The organism is Dactylosporangium aurantiacum, from assembly GCF_000716715.1.
GTDB classification, from domain to species: Bacteria; Actinomycetota; Actinomycetes; order Mycobacteriales; family Micromonosporaceae; genus Dactylosporangium; species Dactylosporangium aurantiacum.
In genome coordinates this window covers 206,128-229,653 of sequence record NZ_JNYJ01000004.1, presented here as the reverse complement: position 1 = coordinate 229,653, position 23,526 = coordinate 206,128, and the positions used below count along the sequence as shown (strand labels likewise).

Annotated in this window: 26 protein-coding genes and 1 pseudogene; 23 read left to right on the top strand and 4 right to left on the bottom strand. The window is 71.7% G+C overall.

Annotation, left to right across the window (positions count from 1 at the left end):
• Nucleotides 1-53 precede the first annotated feature (53 nt).
• The 18 genes and pseudogenes from rpsH to truA form a co-directional block, all read left to right on the top strand.
• Nucleotides 54-461 carry a 30S ribosomal protein S8 gene (rpsH, locus tag OP18_RS05760; protein WP_033357654.1) on the top strand — a complete coding sequence of 136 codons (408 nt, stop codon included), beginning with the start codon at nt 54-56 and terminating at the stop codon, nt 459-461.
• Between the two features lie 12 nt (nt 462-473).
• Nucleotides 474-1,016: a 50S ribosomal protein L6 gene (rplF, locus tag OP18_RS05755; protein WP_033357653.1), complete on the top strand. Its 543-nt coding sequence runs from the start codon at nt 474-476 to the stop codon at nt 1,014-1,016.
• A complete protein-coding gene (gene rplR, locus OP18_RS05750) occupies nt 1,013-1,408 on the top strand; it encodes a 50S ribosomal protein L18 (RefSeq protein WP_043787287.1) in 396 nt (131 codons plus the stop codon). Before rplF ends, rplR begins: the two co-directional genes overlap by 4 nt.
• Nucleotides 1,409-1,422: 14 nt before the next feature.
• Nucleotides 1,423-2,046, top strand: coding sequence for a 30S ribosomal protein S5 (rpsE, locus tag OP18_RS05745; protein WP_033357652.1), 624 nt, complete (start codon nt 1,423-1,425; stop codon nt 2,044-2,046).
• 2 nt (nt 2,047-2,048) lie between these two features.
• The gene (gene rpmD, locus OP18_RS05740) at nt 2,049-2,231 is read left to right on the top strand and encodes a 50S ribosomal protein L30 (RefSeq protein WP_033357651.1); all 183 of its coding nucleotides are present in this window, start codon (nt 2,049-2,051) and stop codon (nt 2,229-2,231) included.
• Between the two features lie 4 nt (nt 2,232-2,235).
• Nucleotides 2,236-2,697 carry a 50S ribosomal protein L15 gene (rplO, locus tag OP18_RS05735; RefSeq protein ID WP_043787283.1) on the top strand — a complete coding sequence of 154 codons (462 nt, stop codon included), beginning with the start codon at nt 2,236-2,238 and terminating at the stop codon, nt 2,695-2,697.
• 247 nt (nt 2,698-2,944) lie between these two features.
• On the top strand, nt 2,945-4,282 hold the full coding sequence (secY, locus tag OP18_RS05730) for a preprotein translocase subunit SecY (RefSeq protein ID WP_033357650.1): 1,338 nt from the start codon (nt 2,945-2,947) through the stop codon (nt 4,280-4,282).
• Complete coding sequence (locus OP18_RS05725) at nt 4,282-4,935, top strand: adenylate kinase (protein WP_033357649.1); 654 nt, start codon at nt 4,282-4,284, stop codon at nt 4,933-4,935. The genes secY and OP18_RS05725 overlap by 1 nt, the downstream gene beginning before the upstream one ends.
• 4 nt (nt 4,936-4,939) lie before the next feature.
• Complete coding sequence (map, locus tag OP18_RS05720; protein ID WP_033357648.1) at nt 4,940-5,779, top strand: type I methionyl aminopeptidase; 840 nt, start codon at nt 4,940-4,942, stop codon at nt 5,777-5,779.
• A 91-nt stretch (nt 5,780-5,870) separates the two neighbouring features.
• On the top strand, nt 5,871-6,401 hold the full coding sequence (locus OP18_RS05715) for a DUF1707 SHOCT-like domain-containing protein (RefSeq protein WP_052386274.1): 531 nt from the start codon (nt 5,871-5,873) through the stop codon (nt 6,399-6,401).
• 186 nt (nt 6,402-6,587) lie between these two features.
• On the top strand, nt 6,588-6,809 hold the full coding sequence (gene infA / locus OP18_RS05710; protein WP_007073013.1) for a translation initiation factor IF-1: 222 nt from the start codon (nt 6,588-6,590) through the stop codon (nt 6,807-6,809).
• 75 nt (nt 6,810-6,884) lie between these two features.
• Nucleotides 6,885-7,001 carry a 50S ribosomal protein L36 gene (gene rpmJ, locus OP18_RS05705; RefSeq protein WP_014687778.1) on the top strand — a complete coding sequence of 39 codons (117 nt, stop codon included), beginning with the start codon at nt 6,885-6,887 and terminating at the stop codon, nt 6,999-7,001.
• A gap of 179 nt (nt 7,002-7,180) precedes the next feature.
• Complete coding sequence (gene rpsM, locus OP18_RS05700; RefSeq protein WP_033357647.1) at nt 7,181-7,561, top strand: 30S ribosomal protein S13; 381 nt, start codon at nt 7,181-7,183, stop codon at nt 7,559-7,561.
• 41 nt (nt 7,562-7,602) lie between these two features.
• Nucleotides 7,603-8,013, top strand: a complete 411-nt coding sequence (gene rpsK / locus OP18_RS05695) for a 30S ribosomal protein S11 (RefSeq protein ID WP_033357646.1) — start codon at nt 7,603-7,605, stop codon at nt 8,011-8,013.
• 15 nt (nt 8,014-8,028) lie between these two features.
• Complete coding sequence (gene rpsD, locus OP18_RS05690; RefSeq protein ID WP_033357645.1) at nt 8,029-8,655, top strand: 30S ribosomal protein S4; 627 nt, start codon at nt 8,029-8,031, stop codon at nt 8,653-8,655.
• Between the two features lie 116 nt (nt 8,656-8,771).
• Complete coding sequence (locus OP18_RS05685; protein WP_033357644.1) at nt 8,772-9,797, top strand: DNA-directed RNA polymerase subunit alpha; 1,026 nt, start codon at nt 8,772-8,774, stop codon at nt 9,795-9,797.
• 30 nt (nt 9,798-9,827) lie between these two features.
• Nucleotides 9,828-10,397 carry a 50S ribosomal protein L17 gene (gene rplQ / locus OP18_RS05680; RefSeq protein WP_033357643.1) on the top strand — a complete coding sequence of 190 codons (570 nt, stop codon included), beginning with the start codon at nt 9,828-9,830 and terminating at the stop codon, nt 10,395-10,397.
• A 74-nt stretch (nt 10,398-10,471) separates the two neighbouring features.
• Nucleotides 10,472-11,275: pseudogene (gene truA / locus OP18_RS05675) on the top strand (tRNA pseudouridine(38-40) synthase TruA); the annotation flags it as partial.
• 566 nt (nt 11,276-11,841) lie between these two features.
• Here the strand turns inward: truA and OP18_RS52070 are convergent.
• Complete coding sequence (locus tag OP18_RS52070) at nt 11,842-14,511, bottom strand: hypothetical protein (protein ID WP_156089315.1); 2,670 nt, start codon at nt 14,509-14,511, stop codon at nt 11,842-11,844.
• A 137-nt stretch (nt 14,512-14,648) separates the two neighbouring features.
• Here OP18_RS52070 and OP18_RS05665 point away from each other — a divergent pair, with 137 nt between their 5' ends.
• From OP18_RS05665 to OP18_RS05650, 4 genes are read left to right on the top strand one after another with little or no spacing between them, the layout of a single operon-like run.
• The gene (locus tag OP18_RS05665; protein ID WP_033357642.1) at nt 14,649-15,275 is read left to right on the top strand and encodes a class I SAM-dependent methyltransferase; all 627 of its coding nucleotides are present in this window, start codon (nt 14,649-14,651) and stop codon (nt 15,273-15,275) included.
• Nucleotides 15,276-15,278: 3 nt separating this feature from the next.
• Nucleotides 15,279-16,931 carry an ABC-F family ATP-binding cassette domain-containing protein gene (locus OP18_RS05660; protein WP_033357641.1) on the top strand — a complete coding sequence of 551 codons (1,653 nt, stop codon included), beginning with the start codon at nt 15,279-15,281 and terminating at the stop codon, nt 16,929-16,931.
• Between the two features lie 48 nt (nt 16,932-16,979).
• A complete protein-coding gene (thiD, locus tag OP18_RS05655; protein ID WP_033357640.1) occupies nt 16,980-17,798 on the top strand; it encodes a bifunctional hydroxymethylpyrimidine kinase/phosphomethylpyrimidine kinase in 819 nt (272 codons plus the stop codon).
• 28 nt (nt 17,799-17,826) lie between these two features.
• The gene (locus OP18_RS05650) at nt 17,827-18,072 is read left to right on the top strand and encodes a DUF2630 family protein (protein ID WP_033357639.1); all 246 of its coding nucleotides are present in this window, start codon (nt 17,827-17,829) and stop codon (nt 18,070-18,072) included.
• Nucleotides 18,073-18,117: 45 nt separating this feature from the next.
• On the opposite strand, the gene OP18_RS05645 is transcribed toward OP18_RS05650, so the two are convergent.
• From OP18_RS05645 to nirB, 3 genes are all read right to left on the bottom strand, one after another.
• A complete protein-coding gene (locus tag OP18_RS05645) occupies nt 18,118-19,212 on the bottom strand; it encodes a uroporphyrinogen-III synthase (protein WP_033357751.1) in 1,095 nt (364 codons plus the stop codon).
• Nucleotides 19,213-19,523: 311 nt separating this feature from the next.
• On the bottom strand, nt 19,524-19,874 hold the full coding sequence (gene nirD, locus OP18_RS05640) for a nitrite reductase small subunit NirD (protein ID WP_033357638.1): 351 nt from the start codon (nt 19,872-19,874) through the stop codon (nt 19,524-19,526).
• Nucleotides 19,871-22,321 carry a nitrite reductase large subunit NirB gene (gene nirB, locus OP18_RS05635; protein ID WP_279327154.1) on the bottom strand — a complete coding sequence of 817 codons (2,451 nt, stop codon included), beginning with the start codon at nt 22,319-22,321 and terminating at the stop codon, nt 19,871-19,873. The genes nirD and nirB overlap by 4 nt, the downstream gene beginning before the upstream one ends.
• Nucleotides 22,322-22,699: 378 nt before the next feature.
• On the opposite strand from nirB, the gene OP18_RS05630 reads away from it, so the two are divergent.
• The gene (locus tag OP18_RS05630; RefSeq protein WP_033357637.1) at nt 22,700-23,401 is read left to right on the top strand and encodes a hypothetical protein; all 702 of its coding nucleotides are present in this window, start codon (nt 22,700-22,702) and stop codon (nt 23,399-23,401) included.
• Nucleotides 23,402-23,526 lie beyond the last annotated feature (125 nt).

Below are 23,526 nucleotides of genomic sequence, written 5' to 3'. Positions count from 1 at the left end.
CCGTAGGCCCGCCCCAGAGGCGAGGAACCGCGGCGAGAAAGGCTGACAAAGCAATGACCATGACCGACCCGATCGCAGACATGCTCACGCGTCTGCGCAACGCCAACCAGGCGTACCACGACCGGGTGTCGATGCCCTACTCGAAGATCAAGGCGAACATCGCCGAGGTGCTCAAGTCCGAGGGCTACGTGTCCTCGTGGCAGGTTCAGGAGCCGGAAGAGGGCAAGGTCGGCAAGACGCTGATCGTTGAGCTCAAGTACGGCCAGAGCCGCGAGCGCAGCCTCGCCGGCATCCGCCGGGTCTCGAAGCCCGGCCTGCGGGTGTACGCGAAGTCGGTGGAGATGCCGCGCGTGCTCGGTGGCCTCGGTGTGGCCATCATCTCGACGTCCCAAGGGCTGCTCACCGACCGGCAGGCCCGCAAGCGAGGGGTGGGCGGGGAAGTCCTCGCCTACGTCTGGTAAGGGAGAGCCACAATGTCTCGAATCGGACGTAAGCCCATCGCGGTGCCCGCCGGCGTCGACCTGAAGGTCGACGGACAGGTCGTCACCGTCAAGGGACCCAAGGGCGAGCTGAGCCACACCCTCGCCGAGCCCATCACGGTGGAGAAGGCCGAGGACGGCACCTTCAACGTGGTGCGCCCCAACGACGAGCGCAAGGCCAAGGAGCTGCACGGCCTGTCCCGCACGCTCATCGCGAACATGGTCATCGGCGTCACCGAGGGCTACCGCAAGAGCCTTGAGATCGCGGGCACCGGTTACCGCGTCACGGCGAAGGGTTCCGACCTGGAGTTCGCGCTCGGGTTCTCCCACCCCGTGGTCGTGACGCCCCCCGCGGGCATCACGTTCACCGTCGAGCGGCCGACGCTGTTCCACATCGCCGGCATCGACAAGCAGCAGGTGGGCGAGGTCGCCGCCAACATCCGCAAGATCCGCCCGCCGGAGCCGTACAAGGGCAAGGGCGTGCGGTACCAGGGCGAGGTCATCCGCCGTAAGGCTGGAAAGGCAGGCAAGAAGTGAGCGCCACGCTGCTCAAGCGCCGCAACGCAGGCGGCACCGCCGCGGCGCGCCGAGTCGGGCGCGCACGCCGGCACTTCCGCATCCGCAAGCACGTCAGCGGCACGGCCGAGCGTCCCCGCCTGGTCGTCACCCGCTCGCTGCGCAACATCACCGCGCAGATCGTCGACGACCTCAAGGGCCACACGCTGGCCTCGGCCTCGACGCTCGACGCGAGCATCCGCGGCACCGACGGCGACAAGAAGGCGCTGGCCGGCAAGGTCGGCACGCTGCTCGCCGAGCGGGCGAAGGCCGCGGGTGTCGGCAAGGTCGTCTTCGACCGTGGCGGTAACCGTTACGCCGGCCGCATCGCGGCCCTGGCCGAGGCCGCCCGCGAAGCCGGACTCGAATTCTAGGAAAGGGAACGTTCATGCCTGGTCCTCAGCGCAGGGGCGGCGGGTCCGGTGGGAACACCGAAGGTGGCGGCCGTCGCGAGAACCGTCGCGACGGAGGCGGCCGCGGTAACGCGCCCGCCGAGAAGACCCCCCACCTCGAGCGGGTCGTCGCGATCAACCGTGTCGCCAAGGTCGTCAAGGGTGGTCGGCGCTTCAGCTTCACCGCCCTCGTCATCGTCGGTGACGGCGACGGCACCGTCGGCGTCGGTTACGGAAAGGCCAAGGAGGTGCCCGCGGCCATCGCCAAGGGCGTCGAGGAGGCCAAGAAGCACTTCTTCAAGGTTCCGCGGATCGCGGCGTCGATCCCGCACCCGGTGATCGGCGAGGACGCCGCCGGTGTCGTGCTGCTCAAGCCGGCCTCCGCCGGTACCGGTGTCATCGCCGGTGGCCCGGTGCGCGCCGTCCTGGAGTGCGCGGGCATCCACGATGTCCTGTCCAAGAGCCTCGGGTCCTCCAACGCGATCAACATCGTCCACGCGACGGTGGCGGCGCTGAAGAAGCTCGAGTCGCCCGAGGTCGTGGCCGCGCGCCGTGGCCTGCCGGTCGAAGACGTCGCGCCCGCGGCCATGCTGGCCCAGCGTGCCGGGGCGGGTGCATGACCATGGCTCGCCTGAAGGTCACTCAGATCCGGTCCGAGATCGGCACCAAGCAGAACCAGCGCGACACGCTGCGTTCGCTCGGCCTGAAGCGGATCCGCGACGTCGTCGTCAAGGAAGACCGTCCGGAGATCCGCGGCATGATCCACACCGTGACGCACCTGGTCACCGTGGAAGAGGTGGAGTAATCCGATGACGATCAAGCTGCACCACCTGCGGCCCGCCCCGGGCGCCAAGACCGCGAAGACCCGTGTGGGTCGCGGTGAGGGCTCCAAGGGCAAGACCGCCGGTCGTGGCACCAAGGGCTCCAAGGCCCGGAAGAACATCTCGGCGGCGTTCGAGGGTGGGCAGATGCCCCTCCACATGCGCCTGCCGAAGCTCAAGGGCTTCAAGAACCGCAACCGCATCGAGTTCCAGGTCGTCAACCTGGCCCGCCTGGCGGAGCTCTTCCCGAACGGCGGCACCATCGGGGTCGACGAGCTCGTCGACGCCGGCGCCGTCCGCAAGGGCGAGCTCGTCAAGGTCCTCGGCGACGGGGAGCTCGGCGGAGTGAAGCTGCAGGTCAGCGCGCACAAGTTCAGCGCGACGGCCCGCGAGAAGCTGGAAGCGGCGGGCGGCTCCGCCACGCTGCTCGGCGGCTCCGCAGCTGAGTAGATAACGCGCTACCGTGGCGTCCACCGGAGTGGTTTTGGTGGGCGCCACGCGGCGCCTAAGGATCGGTACCAGTACTACCTGAAAAGCTGAGGGATCGCCGGGGCGTGATGTGCTGCGGGCATCCTGTTAGAGTCCGTTGTCGCAGTAACACACTCGACTCATCCGCTCAGCCGCACCACCCGCACCAAGCACCACCAGGACCCCACCTCGTCGGCCCACCTGGCCGCCTTGCGCAGGAGGAAGAACGTTGCTCTCCGCCTTTGCCAGCGCGTTTCGCACGCCTGACCTGCGCAACAAAATCTTGTTCACATTGCTCATGATCGGCCTGTACCGGGTGGGCGCCACGCTGCCCAGCCCCGGTGTGTCGTTCGGCAACGTGCAGAAGTGCCTCGACATCGTCGAGAGCGGTGACAGCGCCGGGGTCGCGACCCTGCTGAACCTGTTCTCCGGTGGCGCGCTGCTGCAACTTTCAGTCTTCGCGCTCGGCATCATGCCGTACATCACCGCGAGCATCATCCTGCAGCTGCTGACCGTGGTGATCCCGCGCCTGGAGCAGCTGCGCAAGGAAGGCCAGTCCGGCCAGGCGAAGATCACCCAGTACACGCGCTACCTGACCCTCGGGCTCGGCGTCCTGCAGGCCGCCTCGATCGTCGCCCTGGCCCGCTCCGGCCAGCTCTTCGGCGGCGCCTGCGACCAGAGCCAGTTCCCGGTCATCCCCGACACCGGCAAGATCCCCCTGTGGCTCACCCTCACCGCCCTGGTCGTCACGATGACCGCCGGCACGGGCATGGTCATGTGGTTCGGCGAGCTCGTCACGGACCGCGGCGTCGGCAACGGCATGTCCGTCCTGATCTTCACCTCGATCGCGGCCCGCCTCCCCAACGAGGGCATCCAGATCTGGCAGGACGACAAGACGACCTTCTTCGTGATCGTCGGACTGGCCGTCGTCGTCATCGCCTTCGTGGTCTTCCTCGAGCAGGCCCAGCGTCGCATCCCGGTGCAATACGCGAAGCGGATGATCGGCCGCCGCATGTACGGCGGGACGTCGACCTACATCCCGCTGAAGGTCAACCAGGCGGGTGTCATCCCGGTCATCTTCGCCTCCTCGCTGCTCTACCTGCCGCAGCTGGCGACCTCGTTCGCCGGCGCGGACACGACGAACCGCACCATCCTGTGGATCCAGCGCAACATCGTGGCCCAGGACAAGGCAGCGCACATCATCCTGTACTTCACGCTGATCATCTTCTTCACGTACTTCTACGTGTCGATCACGTTCAACCCGACCGAGGTCGCGGACAACATGCGCAAGTACGGCGGCTTCGTGCCGGGCATCCGCCCCGGCAAGCCGACCGCCGAGTATCTTGACTTCATCCTCAGCCGCATCACCCTCCCCGGCGCGCTCTACCTGGGCATCATCTCGATCCTGCCCAACCTGCTCATCGGTATCGTCGGTGGCGGACAGGCTCTGCAAAACTTCCCGTTCGGCGGCACCGCGGTGCTCATTATTGTTGGTGTGGGCCTCGAGACGGTGAAGCAGATCGAGAGCCAGCTCATGCAGCGCAACTACGAAGGGTTCCTCCGGTAGTGAGGCTGGTGCTGGTAGGTCCCCCCGGGGCGGGCAAGGGGACCCAGGCCGAGTTCATCGCCGCGCACCTCGCCGTGCCCAAAATCTCCACGGGCGACATCTTCCGGGCCAACGTCGGGCAGGGCACCCCGCTCGGCGTCGAGGCGAAGCGCTACATGGACGCCGGTCAGCTCGTCCCGGACGAGGTCACCATCAACATGGTGTCCGACCGGCTGGCCGAGGGCGACGCCGCCGACGGGTTCCTGCTCGACGGCTTCCCGCGCACGGTCCCGCAGGCCAACGCCCTGGACAAGCTCCTGGCCGACCTCGGCACCGGCCTCGACATCGTGCTCGAGCTGGTCGTGGAGAACGAAGAGGTCATCCGGCGGCTCTCCGGCCGCCGGACCTGCCGCGGCTGCGGCAAGATCTGGCACGTCGAGTTCGACGCCCCCGTGCACGAGGGCGTCTGCGACCGCTGCGGCGGCGAGCTCTTCCAGCGCGACGACGACAAGGCCGAGACGATCGCCGAGCGCCTGAAGGTGTACGCCCGCGACACGTCCCCCCTCGTCGACTACTTCGGCGCGCAGGGCAAGCTGGTGGGCATCGACGCCACCGGACCGGTCGAGGACGTGACCGTCCGCGCGATCGACGCCCTGCGCTCCTACGGCGGCTGACCCCGTGGCGCACCAGGTCGAGATCGAGCTCAAGACGCCCGACGAGATCGGCCGCATGCGCCGCGCCGGTCTCGTCGTCGCGGACGCCCTGGCCCGCATGCGGGCCGCGGTGGCGCCCGGGGTTTCCACCGCCGACCTCGACGCGATCGCCGAGGAGACGATCCGGGCCGCCGGCGCGATCCCGTCGTTCAAGGGCTACCACGGCTACCCGGCGTCGATCTGCTCGTCCGTCAACGACCAGGTCGTGCACGCCATCCCCAGCCCCCGCCAGGTGCTGCGCGCCGGCGACCTGATCTCCATCGACTGCGGCGCCGAGCTCGACGGCTGGCACGGCGACGCGGCAATCACCGTCGGCGTCGGCGAGATCAGCAACGACCTGCGCCGCCTCGTCACCGTGGCCGAGGACGCCATGTGGGCCGGCATCGCCGCCGCCGCCCGCGGGGTCCGCTCCGGCAAGGGGCGGCTCACCGACATCTCCTTCGCGATCCAGTCCGCGGTGCGCAAGGCCGGCCGCTACGGCATCGTCGACGGCTACGGCGGCCACGGCATCGGCAGCGCGATGCACCAGGACCCCTTCGTCGAGAACTCCGGCCGCCCCGGCAAGGGCCCCGCCCTGCGCCCCGGCATGGCCCTCGCGATCGAGCCGATGATCACGAAGGGCAAGCCGAAGGTCGCGGAGCTCGACGACGGCTGGACCGTGGTCACCGTCGACGGCTCGATCGCCGCTCACGTCGAGCACACGATGGCGATCTGCGACGACGGGGTCTGGGTGCTCACCGCCCTCGACGGCGGCCGTGTCCGCCTCGGCGACCTGGTCACCGCCCGCCAGCAGGTCAACGCGTAACCCTCGGACCCTTTTGCGCCGGTGGGGTGGAGGAGCGGCATCGGCGGATGGGATGCTGCTCGTGCGGCAACGCGACTCGGGGAGGGTGGCAATGGCGGTGGCGGACCGGCGGGCGAACCTGCGTGCAGCCGACGTCGACCGGCAGTTCGTGGCGGAGCGGCTCAAGGCCGCGCTCGACGAGGGCCGGCTGTCACTCGGCGAGTACGACGACCGGCTCAAGGAGACCTACGCCGCCCGGACGTACGGTGACCTCGACGTCATCCTCAGCGACCTGCCGGGATTCCACCCGGTGGACGAGGCAGCCGTGGCACCGGCCAGTGGTTACGCCGCCGCGCCCGCCGACCCGGAGCAGGTGACCGGCGGCAAGGGGCAGTTCGGCCGGCAGCCGAACTGGCTGCTGGGCATCTGGAGCGGCTGGCTGATCGCCGTCACCGTCAACGTGGTGATCTGGGCCCTCGTCAGCATCTCCAGCGGCGAGGCCGTCTACTTCTGGCCGATGTGGGTCGCCGGGCCGCTCGGCGCCGTGCTCCTCGCCACTTCGGTGAGCACCTATCTGGCGGGTGGCCCGGACGCCGCGAGGGAGCTGCGGCGCGAGCGCCGGCGGCAGCGCCGAGGGGATTGACACCCCGATTTGGTGCAACGCGTTCACCGCGCGTAGACTCGTCCATTGGCGCAAAGCGTCCACTCAGGCATGCCCCCACGCGCTTCTAGTGGCAGGCCTGAGCCGCGGCTGGCGCGGTCCCTCCATGGGGACCGTGAAAAGGATGCGAGCGTCAACACCCAACCCGATCGTCAGGTAGCGGAGGACATGCCGAAGAAAGACGGGGCCATCGAGATCGAGGGCCGAGTGATCGAGCCACTCCCGAACGCCATGTTCCGGGTGGAGCTCGCCAATGGCCACAAGGTCTTGGCGCACATCAGCGGGAAGATGCGGCAGCACTACATCCGTATCCTGCCCGAGGACCGAGTGGTCGTCGAGCTGTCGCCGTATGACCTGACTCGCGGGCGCATCGTCTACCGCTACAAGTAAATCGGTGTCGGTTCCCAGGAAACGGTCGGGACTGTCGCTCCCATGTAGGGGTGCGCAGCGAGAGTTAGGCACACCGTGAAGGTCAAGCCGAGCGTCAAGCGGATCTGCAACAACTGCCGGATCATCCGGCGGCACGGCCGGGTCATGGTCATCTGCAGCACTGACCCGCGCCACAAGCAGCGCCAGGGCTGAGCCCAGGCGGCGGATCCACCTAGCACCACCTGTTTTAGCCCGTTCCAGCCCCGGGCCACCGCGCGTCGTGCGCGCGGAGCGCGTGGGCTGCACCCCCGGTCGGAGGCCGGGGCCCGTCTGTGGGCAGACGGGAGTGGAGCGGGCTCAGACCTCCGCACACGCAAGGAGCACGCCCACCTATGGCACGTCTCGTTGGTGTTGATCTCCCGCGCGAGAAGCGCACCGAGATCGCACTTACCTACATCTATGGCATCGGGCGCACCCGATCCATCGAGCTGCTCGCCGCCACCGGCATCGATGGCAACAAGCGGGCTCGTGACCTGACCGATGAAGAGATCGTGCAGCTGCGCGACTACATCGAGGCCAACTTCAAGGTCGAGGGCGACCTGCGCCGCGAGGTCGCCGCGGACATCCGCCGCAAGGTCGAGATCGGCTGCTACCAGGGCATCCGGCACCGCAAGGGCCTGCCCGTGCGCGGTCAGCGCACCCGGACCAACGCCCGCACCCGCAAGGGTCCGAAGCGCACGGTCGCCGGCAAGAAGAAGCCGGGCAAGAAGTAGTAGTCGGTCGGTAGAAGAAACAATCTAGGAGCGCATAGAGAATGCCGCCGAAGGCTCGCGCCGGCGCGACCGCTGTCAAGAAGGTCCGGCGCAAGGAACGCAAGAACGTCGCCCACGGGCAGGCGCACATCAAGAGCACCTTCAACAACACCATCGTGTCGATCACCGACCCGACCGGTGCTGTGATCTCCTGGGCCTCGGCCGGCCAGGTGGGCTTCAAGGGCTCGCGCAAGTCGACCCCGTTCGCCGCGCAGCTGGCCGCCGAGGCCGCCGCCCGTCGCGCGATGGAGCACGGCATGCGCAAGGTCGACGTGTTCGTCAAGGGCCCCGGCTCCGGCCGGGAGACCGCGATCCGCTCGCTGCAGGCCGTCGGCCTGGAGGTCGGGCAGATCTCTGACGTCACGCCGCAGCCGCACAACGGTTGCCGTCCGCCGAAGCGCCGCCGGGTCTAAGGGAAGAGATAGAAGATGGCTCGTTACACAGGTGCCGACTGCCGTCGCTGCCGGCGCGAGAAGATGAAGCTGTTCCTCAAGGGCAGCAAGTGCGACGGGCCGAAGTGCCCGTTCGAGTCGCGTCCCTTCCCGCCCGGCCAGCACGGCCGCGGCCGGCCGAAGGAGACCGAGTACCTCCTGCAGCTGCGCGAGAAGCAGAAGGCCCGCCGCATCTACGGCGTCCTCGAGCGTCAGTTCGCCGGCTACTTCGACGAGGCTGTGGCCAAGCCCGGCAAGACCGGTGAGGAGCTGCTCAAGATCCTCGAGTCGCGCCTCGACAACGTGGTGTACCGCGCCGGCCTCGCCACCTCGCGTGACGCGGCCCGCCAGCTGGTGAGCCACGGCCACATCCAGGTCAACGGCAAGAAGGTCGACATCCCGTCGTACCGGCTGCGCGAGCACGACATCGTGCAGGTGCGGCAGAAGTCGCGGGAGCTCACCCCGTTCCAGATCGCTCAGGGCCTCGCGGGCAGCAAGACCGTCCCCGCCTGGCTCGAGTTCATCCCCAGCGAGCTCAAGGTCCTGGTGCACAGCCTGCCGGCGCGGCAGGTCATCGACACCCAGGTCCAGGAGCAGCTGATCGTCGAGCTCTACAGCAAGTAGTTCTCGGCTTGCGGGGGCGGGGCGACCACGTTCCGCCCCCTCAGGCGCACCGAACAGCGTGCGCTTACTCGGAGCGCGTCAAATAGCGGGCGCGCAACGAACTGGAGGAACCGAAAGTGCTTATCTCCCAGCGTCCGAGCCTCGCCGAAGAGTCCATCAGCGAGACCCGGTCCAAGTTCACCATCGAGCCGCTCGAGCCGGGCTTCGGCTACACCCTCGGCAACTCGCTGCGTCGCACCCTGCTCAGCTCGATCCCGGGCGCGGCCGTGACCAGCATCAAGATCGACGGTGTCCTGCACGAGTTCACCACCATCCCCGGTGTCAAGGAGGACGTGGTCGAGCTCGTCATGAACGTCAAGGAGCTGTGCGTCAGCTCCGAGCACGACGAGCCGGTCTCGATGTACCTGCGCAAGCAGGGCCCCGGCGACGTCACGGCGGGCGACATCCAGCCCCCGGCCGGCGTCTCCGTGCACAACCCCGACCTGAAGCTGGCCACGCTCAACGGCAAGGGCCGGCTCGACATGGAGCTGACCGTCGAGCGCGGTCGCGGCTACGTGACCGCCAACCAGAACAAGCAGCAGGGCCAGGAGATCGGTCGCATCCCGATCGACTCGATCTACTCCCCGGTGCTCAAGGTCACCTACCGCGTCGAGGCCACCCGCGTCGAGCAGCGCACCGACTTCGACCGGCTCATCATCGACGTCGAGACCAAGGCGTCGCTGACCCCCCGCACCGCGCTGGCCTCCGCCGGCTCGACCCTCGTCGAACTCTTCGGCCTGGCCCGCGAGCTCGACGAGACCGCAGAAGGCATCGACATCGGCCCGTCGCCGCAGGACGCGCAGCTCGCTGCCGACCTGGCACTGCCGATCGAGGAGCTCGACCTCACCGTCCGCTCGTACAACTGCCTCAAGCGCGAGGGCATCAACTCCGTCGGGGAGCTGATCAGCCGCACGGAAGCAGACCTCCTCGATATAAGGAATTTCGGTCAGAAGTCGATCGACGAGGTCAAGATGAAGCTCGCCGGGATGGGTCTGGGTCTGAAGGACTCCGCCCCGACGTTCGACCCGGCACACGTCGTGGACTCGTTCGCCGATGTTTCCTACGACGACACCGACGACTACCGCGAGACCGAGCAGCTCTAAACCGGCTGCTGTTCGATTTGAGGAGCCCCAATGCCCACGCCCACCAAGGGTCCCCGCCTCGGCGGCAGCCCCGCGCATGAGCGGCTGATGCTGGCGAATCTCGCCACCTCACTGTTCAAGCACGGACGCATCACGACCACCGAGACGAAGGCCAAGCGGCTGCGCCCGCTCGCCGAGCAGCTCATCACCAAGGCCAAGCGCGGCGATCTGCACGCGCGCCGTCAAGCGCTCGCCGTGGTGCGCGACAAGGACGTGGTGTTCCAGCTGTTCGACCAGATCGCGCCGCGGTTCCACAACCGTCCGGGTGGCTACACCCGCATCGTGAAGACCGGCCCGCGCAAGGGTGACGCCGCTCCCATGGCGATCATCGAGCTGGTCGAGGAGCTCGAGGTCGCCGCCGCGCCGGCGCCGCGCAAGGCCGCCGCCCGGAAGGCCGCCAAGGCCGACTCGATCGCGGTCCTGGCGGGCGAGGACACGGACGAGGCTCCCGCCGCGGCTGCCGCGGACTCGGCTCCGGCCTCCGCGTCGGCTTCGGACGCTTCGGACGACGACGCCGCGGCGTCCGCCGAGTCGGACGAGGACGGCGAGAAGAAGGCCTGATCACAGGCCTGTATTCGACGGCCCGGCACCCTGCGTAATCGGGTGCCGGGCCGATTTTTTTGAAGGGTGTAGCGTTGAGGAGAATCCGTGTCCGCCTCGACGTGGCGTACGACGGGACCGACTTTTCAGGGTGGGCCGTGCAGCCGACCCGCCGCACCGTCGCCGGTGAGCTGACCGCCGTCCTGACCCGCCTGTTCGGCACGGTCGAGGGCCTGACCGTCGCCGGCCGCACCGACGCCGGCGTCCACGCCACGGGCCAGGTCTGCCACGTCGACGTCCCCGCCGACCGCTGGGACGCCCTCAGCGCCGCGCTGCTGCGCAAGCTCGCCGGTCTGCTGCCGCCCGACGTGCGGGTGCTCGCCGCCGCCGAGGTCCCGCCGGAGTTCGACGCCCGGTTCTCCGCCCTGTCGCGCCGGTACGAGTACCGCGTCACCGACGCCGCCTGGGGCGCCTCGCCGCTGCGCCGGCACGACACGGTCGCCTGGCCCCGCCCGCTCGACCTGGACGCCCTGAACGCCGCCGCCGAGGGTCTCGTGGGGGAGCACGACTACGCCGCGTTCTGCCGGCGCAAGGAGCACGCCACGACCATCCGCGCCGTCAACCGCCTCGACTGGCGCCGCGACCCCGACGGCATCCTCGTGGCGACCGTCCAGGCCGACGCGTTCTGCCAGCAGATGGTCCGCAGCCTGGTCGGCGCCCAGCTCTTCGTCGGCGACGGCCGCCGCCCCGCCGCGTGGCCGGCGGGCCTGCTCACCCGCCGCGTCCGCGCCGACGAGGTGACGGTCGCCCCGGCCCACGGGCTGGCCCTGGTGGAGGTGACGTACCCGGACGACCCGGCCGACCTGCTCGCCCGCGCCGAACTGACCCGCCGCCGCCGCGACGCCGACGACCAGCCCGCGCCCCCGGCCGACGGGACTGAGCCGACGGGACTGAGCCGACGGGACTGGCCGGCGGGACTGACGACGGGACTGAGCCGACGGGACTGAGCCGACGGGACTGAGCCGACGGGACTGAGCCGACGGGACTGAGCCGACGGGACTGAGCCGACGGGACTGGCCGGCCGGGACCCGCTCGTTTCGACCCGGACGACCCGCCGGGCGCTTGCGAAGCTCGTTTCGGTCTCGGGCGACCCGCCGGCACTCATGAAGTTCGTTTCGGTCCGGACGACCCGGCGGGCGCCCGCGAAGCCGCTCCGGACGAAACGCCGGGTGAGTTCGGCTCGCGGCCCGCTGGGCGCGTTCGGCCCGGAGAAGCCGCCGGGCGGCCACGATGCGGAGTGAGCCGACGTGGCCGTCTGCGAAGCCGCCGCGCGTAGCGGCCCGAAGCCGCCGCGCGTAGCCGCGAAGCCGCCGCCAGTAGAAGCCGCGCGTAGAAGCCGCGACGCGGAGGAACACCGGTGTGTGATCCCGGGGGTTCCTCCGCGTCGTGGGGAGCGGGCGGGCGGTCAGCTGGGTGGTGCGGCCGGCAGCGATGCCGCCGGGGTGGCGTCGGGCTGGACGATGGCCCGGTTGCCGATGATGCCGTTCTCCAGGTACGTCTCGACGATGTCGTACGTGATCTGGTTCGGGTACGGGTCGTCGGGCGCGAACTCCTTGCCGTCGACCCTGGCGATGACGACGAACGCGATGAAGTGGCCGCGGTAGTTCCAGCCGAGCTGGGTCGGGGCGCGCACGATGGCGTCGGTGCCGGTGCCCGCGCCGACGCTCATGCCGGCGAAGCGGCCCTTCTGACCGTCGACGATGGGCTTGACGCCGTCGAAGGCGGTGGCGGCGGCCTTCTCGGTGTCGAGGTTGAAGATGCCGGCGGTGATCAGGTACTCCTCGTTGGGTGACTTCATCGTCGCCCGGACGACCTCGGAGCAGCCGGCGCCGGCGAGCAGGGTGGCGAGCTCGTCGGTGGCGGCGGTCTTGCAGTCGGGGGAGGCCTGGGTCTTGAGGATCACGTACGGTGGCTCGTTCGCCACCGCGACGATGTTGTTCTGAGGGAAGACCTCGGCCTCGGTGAGCGGGGCGGGGTCGACCTGGCGGCTGCTGATGTCGCGCTTCTTCGGGCCGGCGGTGGCGCTGGAGCGGGCCGAGTCGGGGCCGTTCTTCTCGTCCTTGAAGATGAACCACGAGCCCAGGCCGCACGCGGCGAGCAGCACGAACACGCCGATGGCGCTCAGCGCGGCGATCCACCGGTGCGGCTTGTGCTCGACCCGCACGGGGTCGACGACGGCGGTCCGGGGCTTGCCGGGGCGGCGGTTGTCGGGGCGGCCCGCGGGGCGGGTCCCCGCTGGCTCGCGCAACGCGCGTTGGGTGCCGCCGCTGGTGTACTCCCCGGTGCCGCGTCCCCGTCCCCGCCGACCGGCGCCGGACGGCTCGTCGAACGGCAGCCCGTCGTCGAGCGGCCGGCGCTGGTGGGGTGCCTCGTCCGCCGCGGGGCGCCGCCGGGTGGCGGTGCCGCTCGCCTCGAACGCGGCGCTGTGCGGCTCGAACCCGGCGGGCTCGAACCCGTCCCGCCGCCGGGTGCCGGTGTCGTCGCGGCGGGCCGGGTACTCGTCGAAGCCACGCCCGCGCCGTCCGGTGCCGGTGTCGTCGCGCCGGAAGCCGGTCGTGTCGTCGCGCCGGAAGCCCGTCGTGTCGTCGCGGCGCCGGGCCGCGGGGTCGTCGCGCCGCCGATCGTCGATGTCGTCGCGCCGGAGGGCGGTGGTCTCGTCGGGTGCGCCGGTGTAGAAGCCGCCGCGCCGTGCGGTGGCGGGTCCGCCGGTGCCGGGTCCGGCGTGGCCGGGACCGGAGGCCGGGCCGGCGGCGGGGCCCGACACGGGGGCGCCGTACGCGGGACCGGAGACGGGACTGCCGTACGCGGGGCCCGAGACGGAGCTCGGGTCGGCGCCGGGGGCGTAGCCGGATCCGGTGGACGGGCCGCCGGCGAGGCCGGGGCCGGAGCGCTGCCGGCCGATGCCGGTGTCGGGGCCGACCGGCTCGAAGCCGCCGCGGCCGCGCCGCGAGGTGCCGGTGTCGTCGCGGCGCGAGACGCCGGTGTCGTCCCGCCGGGACGTGCCGGTGTCGTCGCGCCGGAGCGCGGCCGGGTCGTCGGCGGCGCGGGACCGCCGGCCCCCGGTGACGTCCTCGGGGGCGTCGGGGCGGGCCCGGCGCCCGGCGGGCTCGTCGAACCGCCGGCGGGCCCCCGTCGAGGTCGTGTCCGGCTCGTCCGCGGCGCGGCGGGCCCGGCGGCCGGTCGCGCCGCCGCTGGTCGGGCTGCTTTCGGGGCGCATCGACGGGAAGATCGGCACGAGCGGCGGCGGCTCGGTCGTGGTCCGTGGCGGGGTGTAGTCCGCGAGGGGTTTGATGATCGGTTCGAGGGCGGGGCCGTGGTCGTACGACTCGGAAGGGCGACGCTCGGGGGCGCGCCTGCCGCCGCTGGAGGGCTCGTCGTCGGTGCGGGCCCGGCGCCGGCCGCCGCCCTGCGTGGTCGGCTCGACGGGCAGTGGCGGCTCGATCGCGGCGCGTGCCGGCGGCGGTGCGGCCGGACGGGTGAAGACCCCGCTGGGCGAGTCGCCGCGGCCGGCCCGTGGACCGGCGGGCTCGTCGCGGACCGGCCGGAACGCACCACCGGCGGCGTCGTCACGCAGCGGCCGGAACGTCCCACCGGGCGGGTCGACCCGCGGCGCCCGGAAGGAACCGCTCGGCGATTCGTCCCGCGGCGCGCGGAAGGAGCCACTGGGGGACTCGTCGCGAGGGGCCCGGAAGGAGCCACTGGGCGAGTCGTCCCGCGGCGCCCGTCGCCGCCCGCCACCGGCAGGCCCCTCCGGCACCCGCGGACCGGCCGGCGGCGCGGCCCTGAACGACCCGCTGGGCGATTCGTCCCGCGGCGCCCGGAAGGACCCGCTGGGCGAGTCGTCCCGCGGCGCCCGGAAGGACCCGCTCGGCGAATCGTCCGGACGCGAACGACCCGGCCGCCCGCCACGGGGGCCGTCGTCGAATCCAGGTTCGTCGAACGACGGCGGCGGGGCCGAGAACGGGTCCGGTCCGCTGCCGCGGAGCCCGGCCAACCAGTTGTCGGCCTCGTCCGCCTCGTCCCGGCGGAACGAGTCGGATCGCCGCTTCCGGCGCTGCTCGTTCCCAGAAGTCATGTCGCACAGGGTAGCCGACCCTCCTGGGTGGTGGCGTGTCGGCGATGTTTCGCGCAATCCGAACGAGTGGGGCGCGAGCAGGGCCGTTCACCTGCTTGGGGACAATGCGTTGCGTCACCGGTCGAAGGAGGGTCATCGTGTCCGGCGAGCACTACTTCACCGCCGATCCCGCGGCGGACGCCACCCGGCACACGGTGGTGTTCACCGTGCATGACCAGGAGTTCCGCCTGGTCGCCTCGGCCGGGGTGTTCTCCGCGAGCCGGCTGGACCCGGGCACGTCGGTGCTGCTGCACCGGGCGCCGCTGCCGGACGGGGACACGACGGGGCACCTGCTGGACCTCGGCTGCGGGTACGGGCCGATCGCGACGGTCCTCGCCGCGAACGCCCCGCGGGCGACGGTCTACGCCGTCGACGTCAACCAGCGGGCCCTGGCGCTCGCCGGCGAGAACACCGGCCCGAACGTGGTCACCGCGCTGCCGGACGAGGTGCCCGACAGTGTCGGGTTCACGCAGATCTGGTCCAACCCGCCGATCCGCATCGGCAAGCCGGAGCTGCACGCGCTGCTGCTGCGGTGGCTGCCGCGGCTGACCCCGGACGGCACGGCGTGGCTGGTCGTGGCCAAGAACCTGGGCTCGGACTCGCTGCAGCGGTGGCTCGTCGAGCAGGGGTTCGAGGCCGAGCGGTACGCCAACCACAAGGGCTTCCGGATCCTGCGGGTCCGAAAAGCGGGCGACGGAACGACCGGCGCCGCGCAGAATTCCTGACTTGTGGGATACGTGGACGTGGCAGGGGTCGGGCACACCCTCGCAGATGGTCGTGAGCTGTTCGCCGAGGTGTCGTTCCGGGTCGGTGAGGGCGCCAAGGTCGCGCTGGTCGGGCCGAACGGCGCCGGGAAGACGACGCTGCTGAAGATGGTCGCCGGCGACCTGCCGGTGCGCACCGGCACGATCGCCCGGGCCGGCGGGCTGGGCGTGATGCGCCAGTTCATCGGCATGATCGGTGATGACCGCACCCTGTACGACCTGGCGCTGCAGCTCGCCCCGGGGCAGCTGCGGGCGGCCGGCGAGCGGCTGCACGCCGCGGAGGTCGCGATGCACGCCGAGGGCACCGAGAAGGCGCAGCTGCGCTACGCGAACGCGCTGGCCGCGTGGGGCGAGGCCGGCGGGTACGACGCCGAGGTCCTCTTCGACACGGTGAGCGTCGCCGCGCTGGGCAAGCCGTGGGACGAGACCCGCGACCGGCCGGTGCGGACCCTGTCCGGCGGGCAGCAGAAACGGTTCGCGCTGGAGCTGCTGCTGCGCGGCGACGACGAGGTGCTGCTGCTCGACGAGCCCGACAACTTCCTGGACGTACCGGGCAAACGCTGGCTGGAGGACCGGCTGCGCGAGTCGGCGAAGTCGGTGCTGTACGTGTCGCACGACCGTGAGCTGCTCGCCAGATCCGCGGACCGGGTCGTGGCGGTGGAGGGCGGCTCGGCGTGGGTGCACCCGGGCGGCTTCGCGTCCTGGCACGAGGCCCGCGTCGCCCGGCACGAGCGCCTCGACGAGCAGCGCCGCCGCTGGGACGAGGAGCACCAGAAGCTCAAGGACCTGGTGCTCATGTACAAGACGAAGTCCGCGTACAACGACGGGCTCGCGTCGCGGTACCAGGCGGCGCAGACCCGGCTGAAGAAGTTCGAGGAGGCCGGCCCGCCGCCGACCCCGCCGAAGGACCAGGACATCCGGATGCGGCTGGCCGGCGGGCGCACCGGCAAGCGCGCCGTCGTGGCCGAGCAGCTGGAGCTGGACAATCTGACGTTCCCGTTCGACCTGGAGATCTGGTACGGCGACCGGGTCGCGGTCCTCGGCGGCAACGGCACCGGCAAGTCGCACTTCCTGCGGCTGCTCGCCCGGGGCGGCACCGACCCGGACCCGACGCAGACCCCGATCGGGGTGCAGATCGCGCCGGTCGCGCACGGCGGGTCGGTCCGGCTCGGCGCGCGGGTGCGGCCCGGGCACTTCTCGCAGACGCACGACCGGCCGGAGCTGCTCGACAAGACCCTGGTGGAGATCCTGTGGCGCGGCGACGACTGGCGCAGCGGGCTGCCGCGGCCGCAGGCGATGCCGGCGCTGTCCCGCTACGAGCTGGCCGCCCAGGCCGACCAGCGCTTCGGCACCCTGTCCGGCGGCCAGCAGGCCAGGTTCCTGGTGCTGCTGCTGGAGCTGTCCGGGGCGACGCTGCTGCTGCTCGACGAGCCGACGGACAACCTGGACCTGGCCAGCGCGGAGGCGCTCGAGGAAGGGCTGCGCACGTTCGACGGCACGGTGATCGCGGTGACGCACGACCGCTGGTTCAGCCGCTCGTTCGACCGGTTCGTGCTGTTCCGCGCCGACGGCGAGGTGGTGGAGGTACCGGAGCCGGTGTGGGAGGGGCGCGGCTGACGGACGCCCTGTCCGTGGCGGTGCGTCACCACGTGCTCACATGGCCCCGTGGATCCCTCTGTTGTGCTCACCGTCGGCGCGTCCGACTCGTCCGGTGGTTCCGGAATCCAGGCTGACCTGCGCACCCTCGCCGCGATGCGGATGCACGGCGCGTCGGTCGTGACGGCGGTGGTGTCGCGCAACACGCGTGGCACCACCGACGTGTACCCGCAGCCGACGACGGTGGTGTCGGGGCAGCTCGGCAGCGTCCTGGACGACCTGCCGGTGGCCGCGGTCAAGACGGGCATGTTCCCGAACCCGGACACGGCGATCGCGGTCGCCGCCCGGGCCCGCTCCGGCGCCCTGCCGAACCTCGTCGTCGACCCGGTCCTCACCACCGGTGGCGACCCCCGGGCGGCCGGCGCGTCCCGCCGGGGGCTCGCCGCGGCCCTGGAGCGGCTCCTGCCGCACGCGCTGGTCGCGACGCCCAACCGGGAGGAGGCGTCGCTGCTGGTCGGCTGGGAGGTCGTCACGCCGGACGACATGGCGAAGGCGGCGGCGCAGCTGGCGGCGGGCGGTCCGCGGTACGTGGTGGTCACCGGTGGCGACTTCGTCGCCGCGGGCGACGCGATCGACGTGCTCTGGGCCGACGGCGCCGCCAGGCTGCTGCACAGCCCACGGGTCAGCAGCCGCAACACCGACGGCAGCGGCGCCACGTTCGCGACCGCGGTCGCCGCCCGGCTCACGCTCGGCGACGACCCGGCCGAGGCGGTCGCCTGGTCGAAGGGGTTCGTCGGGCGGGCGATCAGCGACGCCGCCGACTGGCGCATCGGCGCCGGCACCGGCCCCATCGACCAGTTCGGCTGGTCGGCCCTCACCCTGCGGTAGTCGCCCCCGCGGCAGGCATGATGCAGGTATGGATGAGAAGACGCTGCTGCACCAGATCTCCGCGCTCGTGGACGACGAGCACAAACTCCGCACGCAGCTGCAGGCCGGCAAGATCACCGAGCAGGAGGAGCACGACCGGCTCGGCGACATCGAGGCGCAGCTCGACCAGCTGTGGGATCTGCTGCGCCGCCGCCGGGCGGCGAAGCTGCAGGGCGTCTCACCCGACGAGGTCCAGCCGCACACCCTCGACGAGGTCGAGCGCTACCTGCAGTAAGAGGTCGAGCGTTACCTGCATCAGCGGCCCCGCCGCCGCAGGTGACTAGTCGACCCGCAGCCGGTAGCCGCGCTTCACCACCGTCTGCACGAACGCGGGACCGCCGAGCGCGGCCCGCAGCCGGGCCACGGCCATCTCGACCGCGTGCTCGTCGGCGCCGCGGGGCAGCTCACGCAGCAGCGCCGCCCGGGACAGGACCCGTCCGGGCGACGCTGCGAGCGCCCGCAGCACCGCCATCGGGCCGGGGGCGAGGGGCTTGAGCGTGCCGTCGATGATCGCGGCGTGGCCCCGCAGCGTCACCGCGGCGCCCGCCACGTGCAGCGTGGGGGCCCGCTTCGGCAGCTCGTCGACGAGGATGCGCACGAGCGCGCCCAGCCGGGCCCGCTGCGGCGCCGCGACGGGCACGCCGAGGCGTTTCAGCGGCGCGGCGGTCACCGGGCCCACGCAGGCGGCCAGGACGTCGGTCCGCAGGGCCTCCAGCACGTCCGGCGCCTCCGAGCCGGCGACCCGCAGCAGCGAGCTGACCGCCGGCGCCGACGTGAACGTCACCGAGTCGACGAGCCGGGAGCAGATCAGGTCGACGAGCCGCCGCAGGGGCGCCGGGTCGACGGGCGGGGCCCACCGGTACACCGGGATCTCCACGACGATCGCGCCGGCGTCGCGCAGCGCGGTGGTGAACTCCGGGTGCGGCTCGCCGTGCAGCTGCAGCGCGATCCGCCGGCCGGCGATGCCGCCCGGGAACCCGCCGCCGAGCAGGTAGTCGAGGACCTCGTCGCAGCTCTCCGTGTCCGGCGACCAGGCCTCGATCATGCCGGCGGCGCGGACCGCGCCCTTCGCCTTCGGACCGCGGGCGATCAGGTACGCGTCGCTGAGCCGGGACCGCAGCGCCTCGCCGAGCCCCCACCCCTCGGCCGCCTCGATCCAGCCGCGCAGGCCGATGCCGGTCGTCGCGATCACGATCTCCGGCGGGATGTCGACGCACGACACGGTCGCGGCCTTGAGCTCGGTGTCGTCGGCGACCGGCACGATCCGCAGCGCCGGGGCCAGCACGACCCGGGCGCCACGGCGCTCCAGGAGCGCGCTGAGCTCGTCACGGCGCCGGTCGGCGGTCACCGCCACGGTGAACCCGGCCAGGGGCAGATCCTCGCCGGACGCCGGGCGGGCCTCCAACGTACTACTCGCACTCACGACGACACCTCCGCTGCGCTCCGGCGTCGCCGCGAGCCAAGACTGAGCCCATGGTTCACGGCCACTCCGCTGCGCTCCGGGCCGCTCACGACGACACCTCCGCTGCGCTCCGGCGTCGCCGCGAGCCAAGACTGAGCCCATGGTTCACGGCCACTCGGCTGCGCTCCGGGCCGCTCACGACGACACCTCCGCTGCGCTCCGGCGCCGCCGTGAGCCAAGACTGAGCCCATGGTGAGCGGCCACTCCGCTACGCTCCGGGCCGCTCACGTGACCACCTCGGCCGCCGAAGCCGCGGGCGTGGCGACCTCCACCAGGCCGTCGCGCACGCGCACCGGGTACACCGGCACCCGCACCCCGGGCTGGTCCAGGCACTCGCCGCTGCGCAGGTCGAACGCCTGCTTGTGCATCGGCGACGCGACCGTCGGCACGTCGCCGCGGCTGCCGACGATGCCGCGCGACAGCACCGCCGCGCCGCTGATCGGGTCGAGGTTGCCGATGGCGTGCACCTCGCCGCCGTAGACCCGGAACAGTGCCACCTGCGCCCCGTCGACCAGGGCGGCGACGCCGCGCTCCGGCTCCAGGCGGGGGTACGGGCAGACCACGGTCCACTTCATGAGCGCACTCCAAGGACGACGGGAACGGGCTGTCCACGTTCGGAAGCGAAGGAGATGGTCGGGTCCGGGGTGTCCGGCGCGTTGACGAACGACACGAAGCGGGCCAGGCGCTCCGGGTCGTTGATCGTCGCCTGCCACTCGTCGACGTAGGAGCCGACGTGGTGGGCCATCATGGCGTCGAGCTCCTCGGCGATGCCCAGGGAGTCCTCGACGATCACGGCCCGCAGGTAGTCCAGGCCGCCCTCGAGCCCTTCGATCCACGCCGAGGTGCGCTGCAGCCGGTCCGCGGTGCGGATGTAGAACATCAGGAACCGGTCGACGAGCCTGATCAGCTCCTCGGTGGACAGGTCGCCGGCGAGCAGGTCGGCGTGGCGGGGCCGGAAGCCGCCGTTGCCGCCGACGTACAGGTTCCAGCCGTTGTCGGTGGCGATGATGCCGAAGTCCTTGCCCTTCGCCTCGGCGCACTCGCGGGCGCAGCCCGACACCGCCGACTTGAGCTTGTGCGGCGCGCGCAGTCCCCGGTACCGCAGCTCCAGCTCGACGGCGAGCCCGACGGAGTCCTGCACGCCGTAGCGGCACCAGGTGGACCCGACGCACGACTTCACCGTGCGCAGCGCCTTGCCGTACGCGTGCCCGGACTCGAACCCGGCCGCGACGAGGCGGTGCCAGATGGCCGGCAGCTGCTCGACCCGGGCGCCGAGCAGGTCGATGCGCTGCCCGCCGGTGATCTTCGTGTAGAGGTTGAAGTCGCGGGCGACCTCGCCGATGACGATCAGCTTGTCGGGCGTGATCTCGCCGCCGGGGATGCGCGGGACCACCGAGTAGGTGCCGTTGCGCTGGATGTTGGCCAGGAAGTGGTCGTTGGTGTCCTGCAGCGCGGCCTGCTCGCCGTCGAGCACGTAGTCGTTGTGCAGGGAGGCGAGGATCGAGGCGACGGTCGGCTTGCAGATGTCGCAGCCGCGGCCCGTGCCGTGCTCGGCGACCAGCTGCGAGAACGTGCGGATGCCGCGGACCCGGATGATGTCGAACAGCTCCGCCCGCGACTGGCTGAAGTGCTCGCACAGCGCCTTGCTGGCCACCACGCCGCCCTCGGCGAGCAACTGCTTGAGCAGCGGCACGCACGAGCCGCAGCTGGTGCCGGCGCGGGTGCAGGCCTTCAGCGCGGCCACGTCGGTGCAGCCCTGCTCGTGGATCGCGGTGGTGATCTGGCCCTTGGTGACGGCGTTGCAGGAGCAGATCTGGGCGTCCTCGGACAGCGCGGCGCGGGGCGCGTCGCCGGCCAGCAGCGCCAGGGGGCTCGCCGGCAGCGGGCCGCCGACGCTGGCCCGCAGCGCCGGGTAGGCGCTGGCGTCGCCGACGAGGATGCCGCCGAGCAGGGTCTGCGCGTCGTCGGAGAGGACCAGCTTCGCGTACGTGCCGCTGGCCGGGTCGAGGTAGACGACGTCGAGCAGGTCGGTGCGCAGCGCGTCGCCGAAGCTGGCGACGTCGACGCCGAGCAGCTTCAGCTTCGTGGACGTGTCCGCGCCCGGGAACGACGCGTCGCCGCCGAGCAGCCGGTCCGCGACGACCTCCGCCATCGCGTACCCGGGCGCCACCAGGCCGTAGCAGCGGCCGTCGATCTCGGCGCACTCGCCGATCGCGTACACCGCCGGGTCGTCGGTGCGGCAGCCGGCGTCGACGACCACCCCGCCGCGCGCCCCCGTGGTCAGCCCCATGGTGCGGGCCAGCTCGTCGCGCGGTCGGATGCCGGCGGCCACCACGACGATGTCGGCCGGGATGTGCGCGCCGTCGGACAGGGTCAGCGCCAGGGTCGCGTTGACGGACTGGCTCTGGCGGATCGCGGTCGTCGCGGCGCCGAGGTGCACCCGGACGCCGAGGTCCTCGACGTACTTGCGCAGGACCGCGCCGCCGGCCTCGTCGACCTGCACCGGCATCAGCCGCGGCGCGAACTCGATCACGTGCGTGCGCAGGCCGAGCAGGCGCAGCGCGTTGGCCGCCTCCAGGCCGAGCAGGCCGCCGCCGATGACCGCGCCGACCTCCCTGCCCCGCGCGTGGGCCCGGATCGCCTCCAGGTCGTCCAGGGTGCGGTAGACGAACACGCCGGGCTGGTCGACGCCGCTGATCGGCGGCACGAACGCCGACGAGCCGGTGGCCAGGACGAGGGCGTCGTACTCGTACATGCCGTGGGCGGTGGTGACCTTCCGCGCCGCCCGGTCGATCGCCAGGGCCGGCTCGCCGAGGTGCAGGTCGACCCCGTCGGGCACGTCGTAGGTCAGCTCCTGCGCGGTCGCGCCGTCGAAGAACGCCGACAGCCGCACCCGGTCGTACGCCGGGCGGCTCTCCTCCGCCAGGACCGTGATCTCCCAGCGGCCTTCGGTGTCGCGGGCGCGCAGCGCCTCCAGGAACCGGTGCCCCACCATGCCGTGGCCGACGACGACGACCTTCACCGCGCACCATCCATATCGACGGCGGCCGTTGCGACCGGTGGTGCCTGCGGGTGACGCGGGCATGGCGGCACGGTTTCGGCGTTGTTACCGGCGGCGGCCGGCGGGACGCCGGGGCGCGAGCTGGGGATGGCGACCGCTTCGGACATGGCCAAAAGGCTGCCGCCGAGCGGTTTCGCTCCAGGGTCCCGAATGTTTCGCGCCTGCTAAGAGCGCCTCACACGACCACTGAGCAGGAAGTTACCGCCACGGGGCCCAACGGCGTCGACGGCGGTCGATCGATCTGGGCGGTCGCGGACGTGCCAGATCCTCCCACGGTAGGGTTCGACGATCTGCTCGCGGGGGTAGATACAAACGGACCCCGATATGAGGAGGAACCAGATGCGCTCGACCGCCAAGGTCACCATCGTGGCCATAACGGCGCTGGGCATCGGACTCGCCGGCTGCAGCGACGGCTCCGGCACCCCGGGCGCCGCCAGCAGCGGCACGACCTCGGCCGGCGCCTCGCCGGCGACCTCGGCCGGCGCCTCGTCCGGTGCGCCCGGCGGCACGACCGGGACCGGTGCCGCGGCGCCCTGCCTGGTCGGCACCTGGAAGGCCACCGGCCTGTCCGGCAAGCTCAGCGGCCCCGTCACGGGCTCCTTCACCGGTGGCGGCGGCACCACGCTGACCATCGACGCGGCCGGCAAGACCCAGGTCGACTTCACCCCGATGCAGCCGGTGACCTTCGCGTTCACCGTCTCCGGCGGCGACGTCAAGGGCAGCTTCAGCTACGGCGGCAAGGTCAACGGCACCATCAAGACCGCCACCGCCGCGACCGGCACCTGGGAGCCGGCCGGCACCGTCGACTTCAGCACCCTGACCGTCACGGTCGACCTGACCAGCCCCGCGGCGGTCCGGGTCGCCGACAAGTCCTCGATCGCCGACTTCGCCGGCACCGGCACCGCCGACACCGGCGGCGCGGTCGACGCCCAGCCCGTGCTGAAGAAGAGCAGCTACGACTGCTCCGGCGGCACCACCCTCAAGCTCGGCCCGCCGCAGGGCGGCCCGGACACCGGCACCTGGACCTTCACCAAGGCGTAACGGCACGCCCGCTCCCCGTCGCGCGGCGGTTCTCACAACCGGGGAACCGCCGCGGTGGGGGAAACGTTGCGGCGAGGACAAGTTGCGGTGCGCGCGACCGAAACGTGGCGCACCTAGCTTTCAGC

Excerpts from the sequence above, each read along its gene's own strand:
- rpsH (WP_033357654.1), top strand. The coding sequence starts at position 54 with ATGACCATGACCGACCCGATCGCAGACATGCTCACGCGTCTGCGCAAC.
- OP18_RS05650 (WP_033357639.1), top strand. The coding sequence starts at position 17,827 with ATGGATGAGAAGACGCTGCTGCACCAGATCTCCGCGCTCGTGGACGAC.
- rpsM (WP_033357647.1), top strand. The coding sequence starts at position 7,181 with ATGGCACGTCTCGTTGGTGTTGATCTCCCGCGCGAGAAGCGCACCGAG.
- OP18_RS05630 (WP_033357637.1), top strand. The coding sequence starts at position 22,700 with ATGCGCTCGACCGCCAAGGTCACCATCGTGGCCATAACGGCGCTGGGC.
- rpsK (WP_033357646.1), top strand. The coding sequence starts at position 7,603 with ATGCCGCCGAAGGCTCGCGCCGGCGCGACCGCTGTCAAGAAGGTCCGG.
- rpmD (WP_033357651.1), top strand. The coding sequence starts at position 2,049 with ATGGCTCGCCTGAAGGTCACTCAGATCCGGTCCGAGATCGGCACCAAG.
- rpsD (WP_033357645.1), top strand. The coding sequence starts at position 8,029 with ATGGCTCGTTACACAGGTGCCGACTGCCGTCGCTGCCGGCGCGAGAAG.
- infA (WP_007073013.1), top strand. The coding sequence starts at position 6,588 with ATGCCGAAGAAAGACGGGGCCATCGAGATCGAGGGCCGAGTGATCGAG.
- rplO (WP_043787283.1), top strand. The coding sequence starts at position 2,236 with ATGACGATCAAGCTGCACCACCTGCGGCCCGCCCCGGGCGCCAAGACC.
- rplF (WP_033357653.1), top strand. The coding sequence starts at position 474 with ATGTCTCGAATCGGACGTAAGCCCATCGCGGTGCCCGCCGGCGTCGAC.
- nirD (WP_033357638.1), bottom strand. The coding sequence starts at position 19,874 with ATGAAGTGGACCGTGGTCTGCCCGTACCCCCGCCTGGAGCCGGAGCGC.
- OP18_RS52070 (WP_156089315.1), bottom strand. The coding sequence starts at position 14,511 with ATGACTTCTGGGAACGAGCAGCGCCGGAAGCGGCGATCCGACTCGTTC.
- rplQ (WP_033357643.1), top strand. The coding sequence starts at position 9,828 with ATGCCCACGCCCACCAAGGGTCCCCGCCTCGGCGGCAGCCCCGCGCAT.
- rpsE (WP_033357652.1), top strand. The coding sequence starts at position 1,423 with ATGCCTGGTCCTCAGCGCAGGGGCGGCGGGTCCGGTGGGAACACCGAA.
- OP18_RS05715 (WP_052386274.1), top strand. The coding sequence starts at position 5,871 with ATGGCGGTGGCGGACCGGCGGGCGAACCTGCGTGCAGCCGACGTCGAC.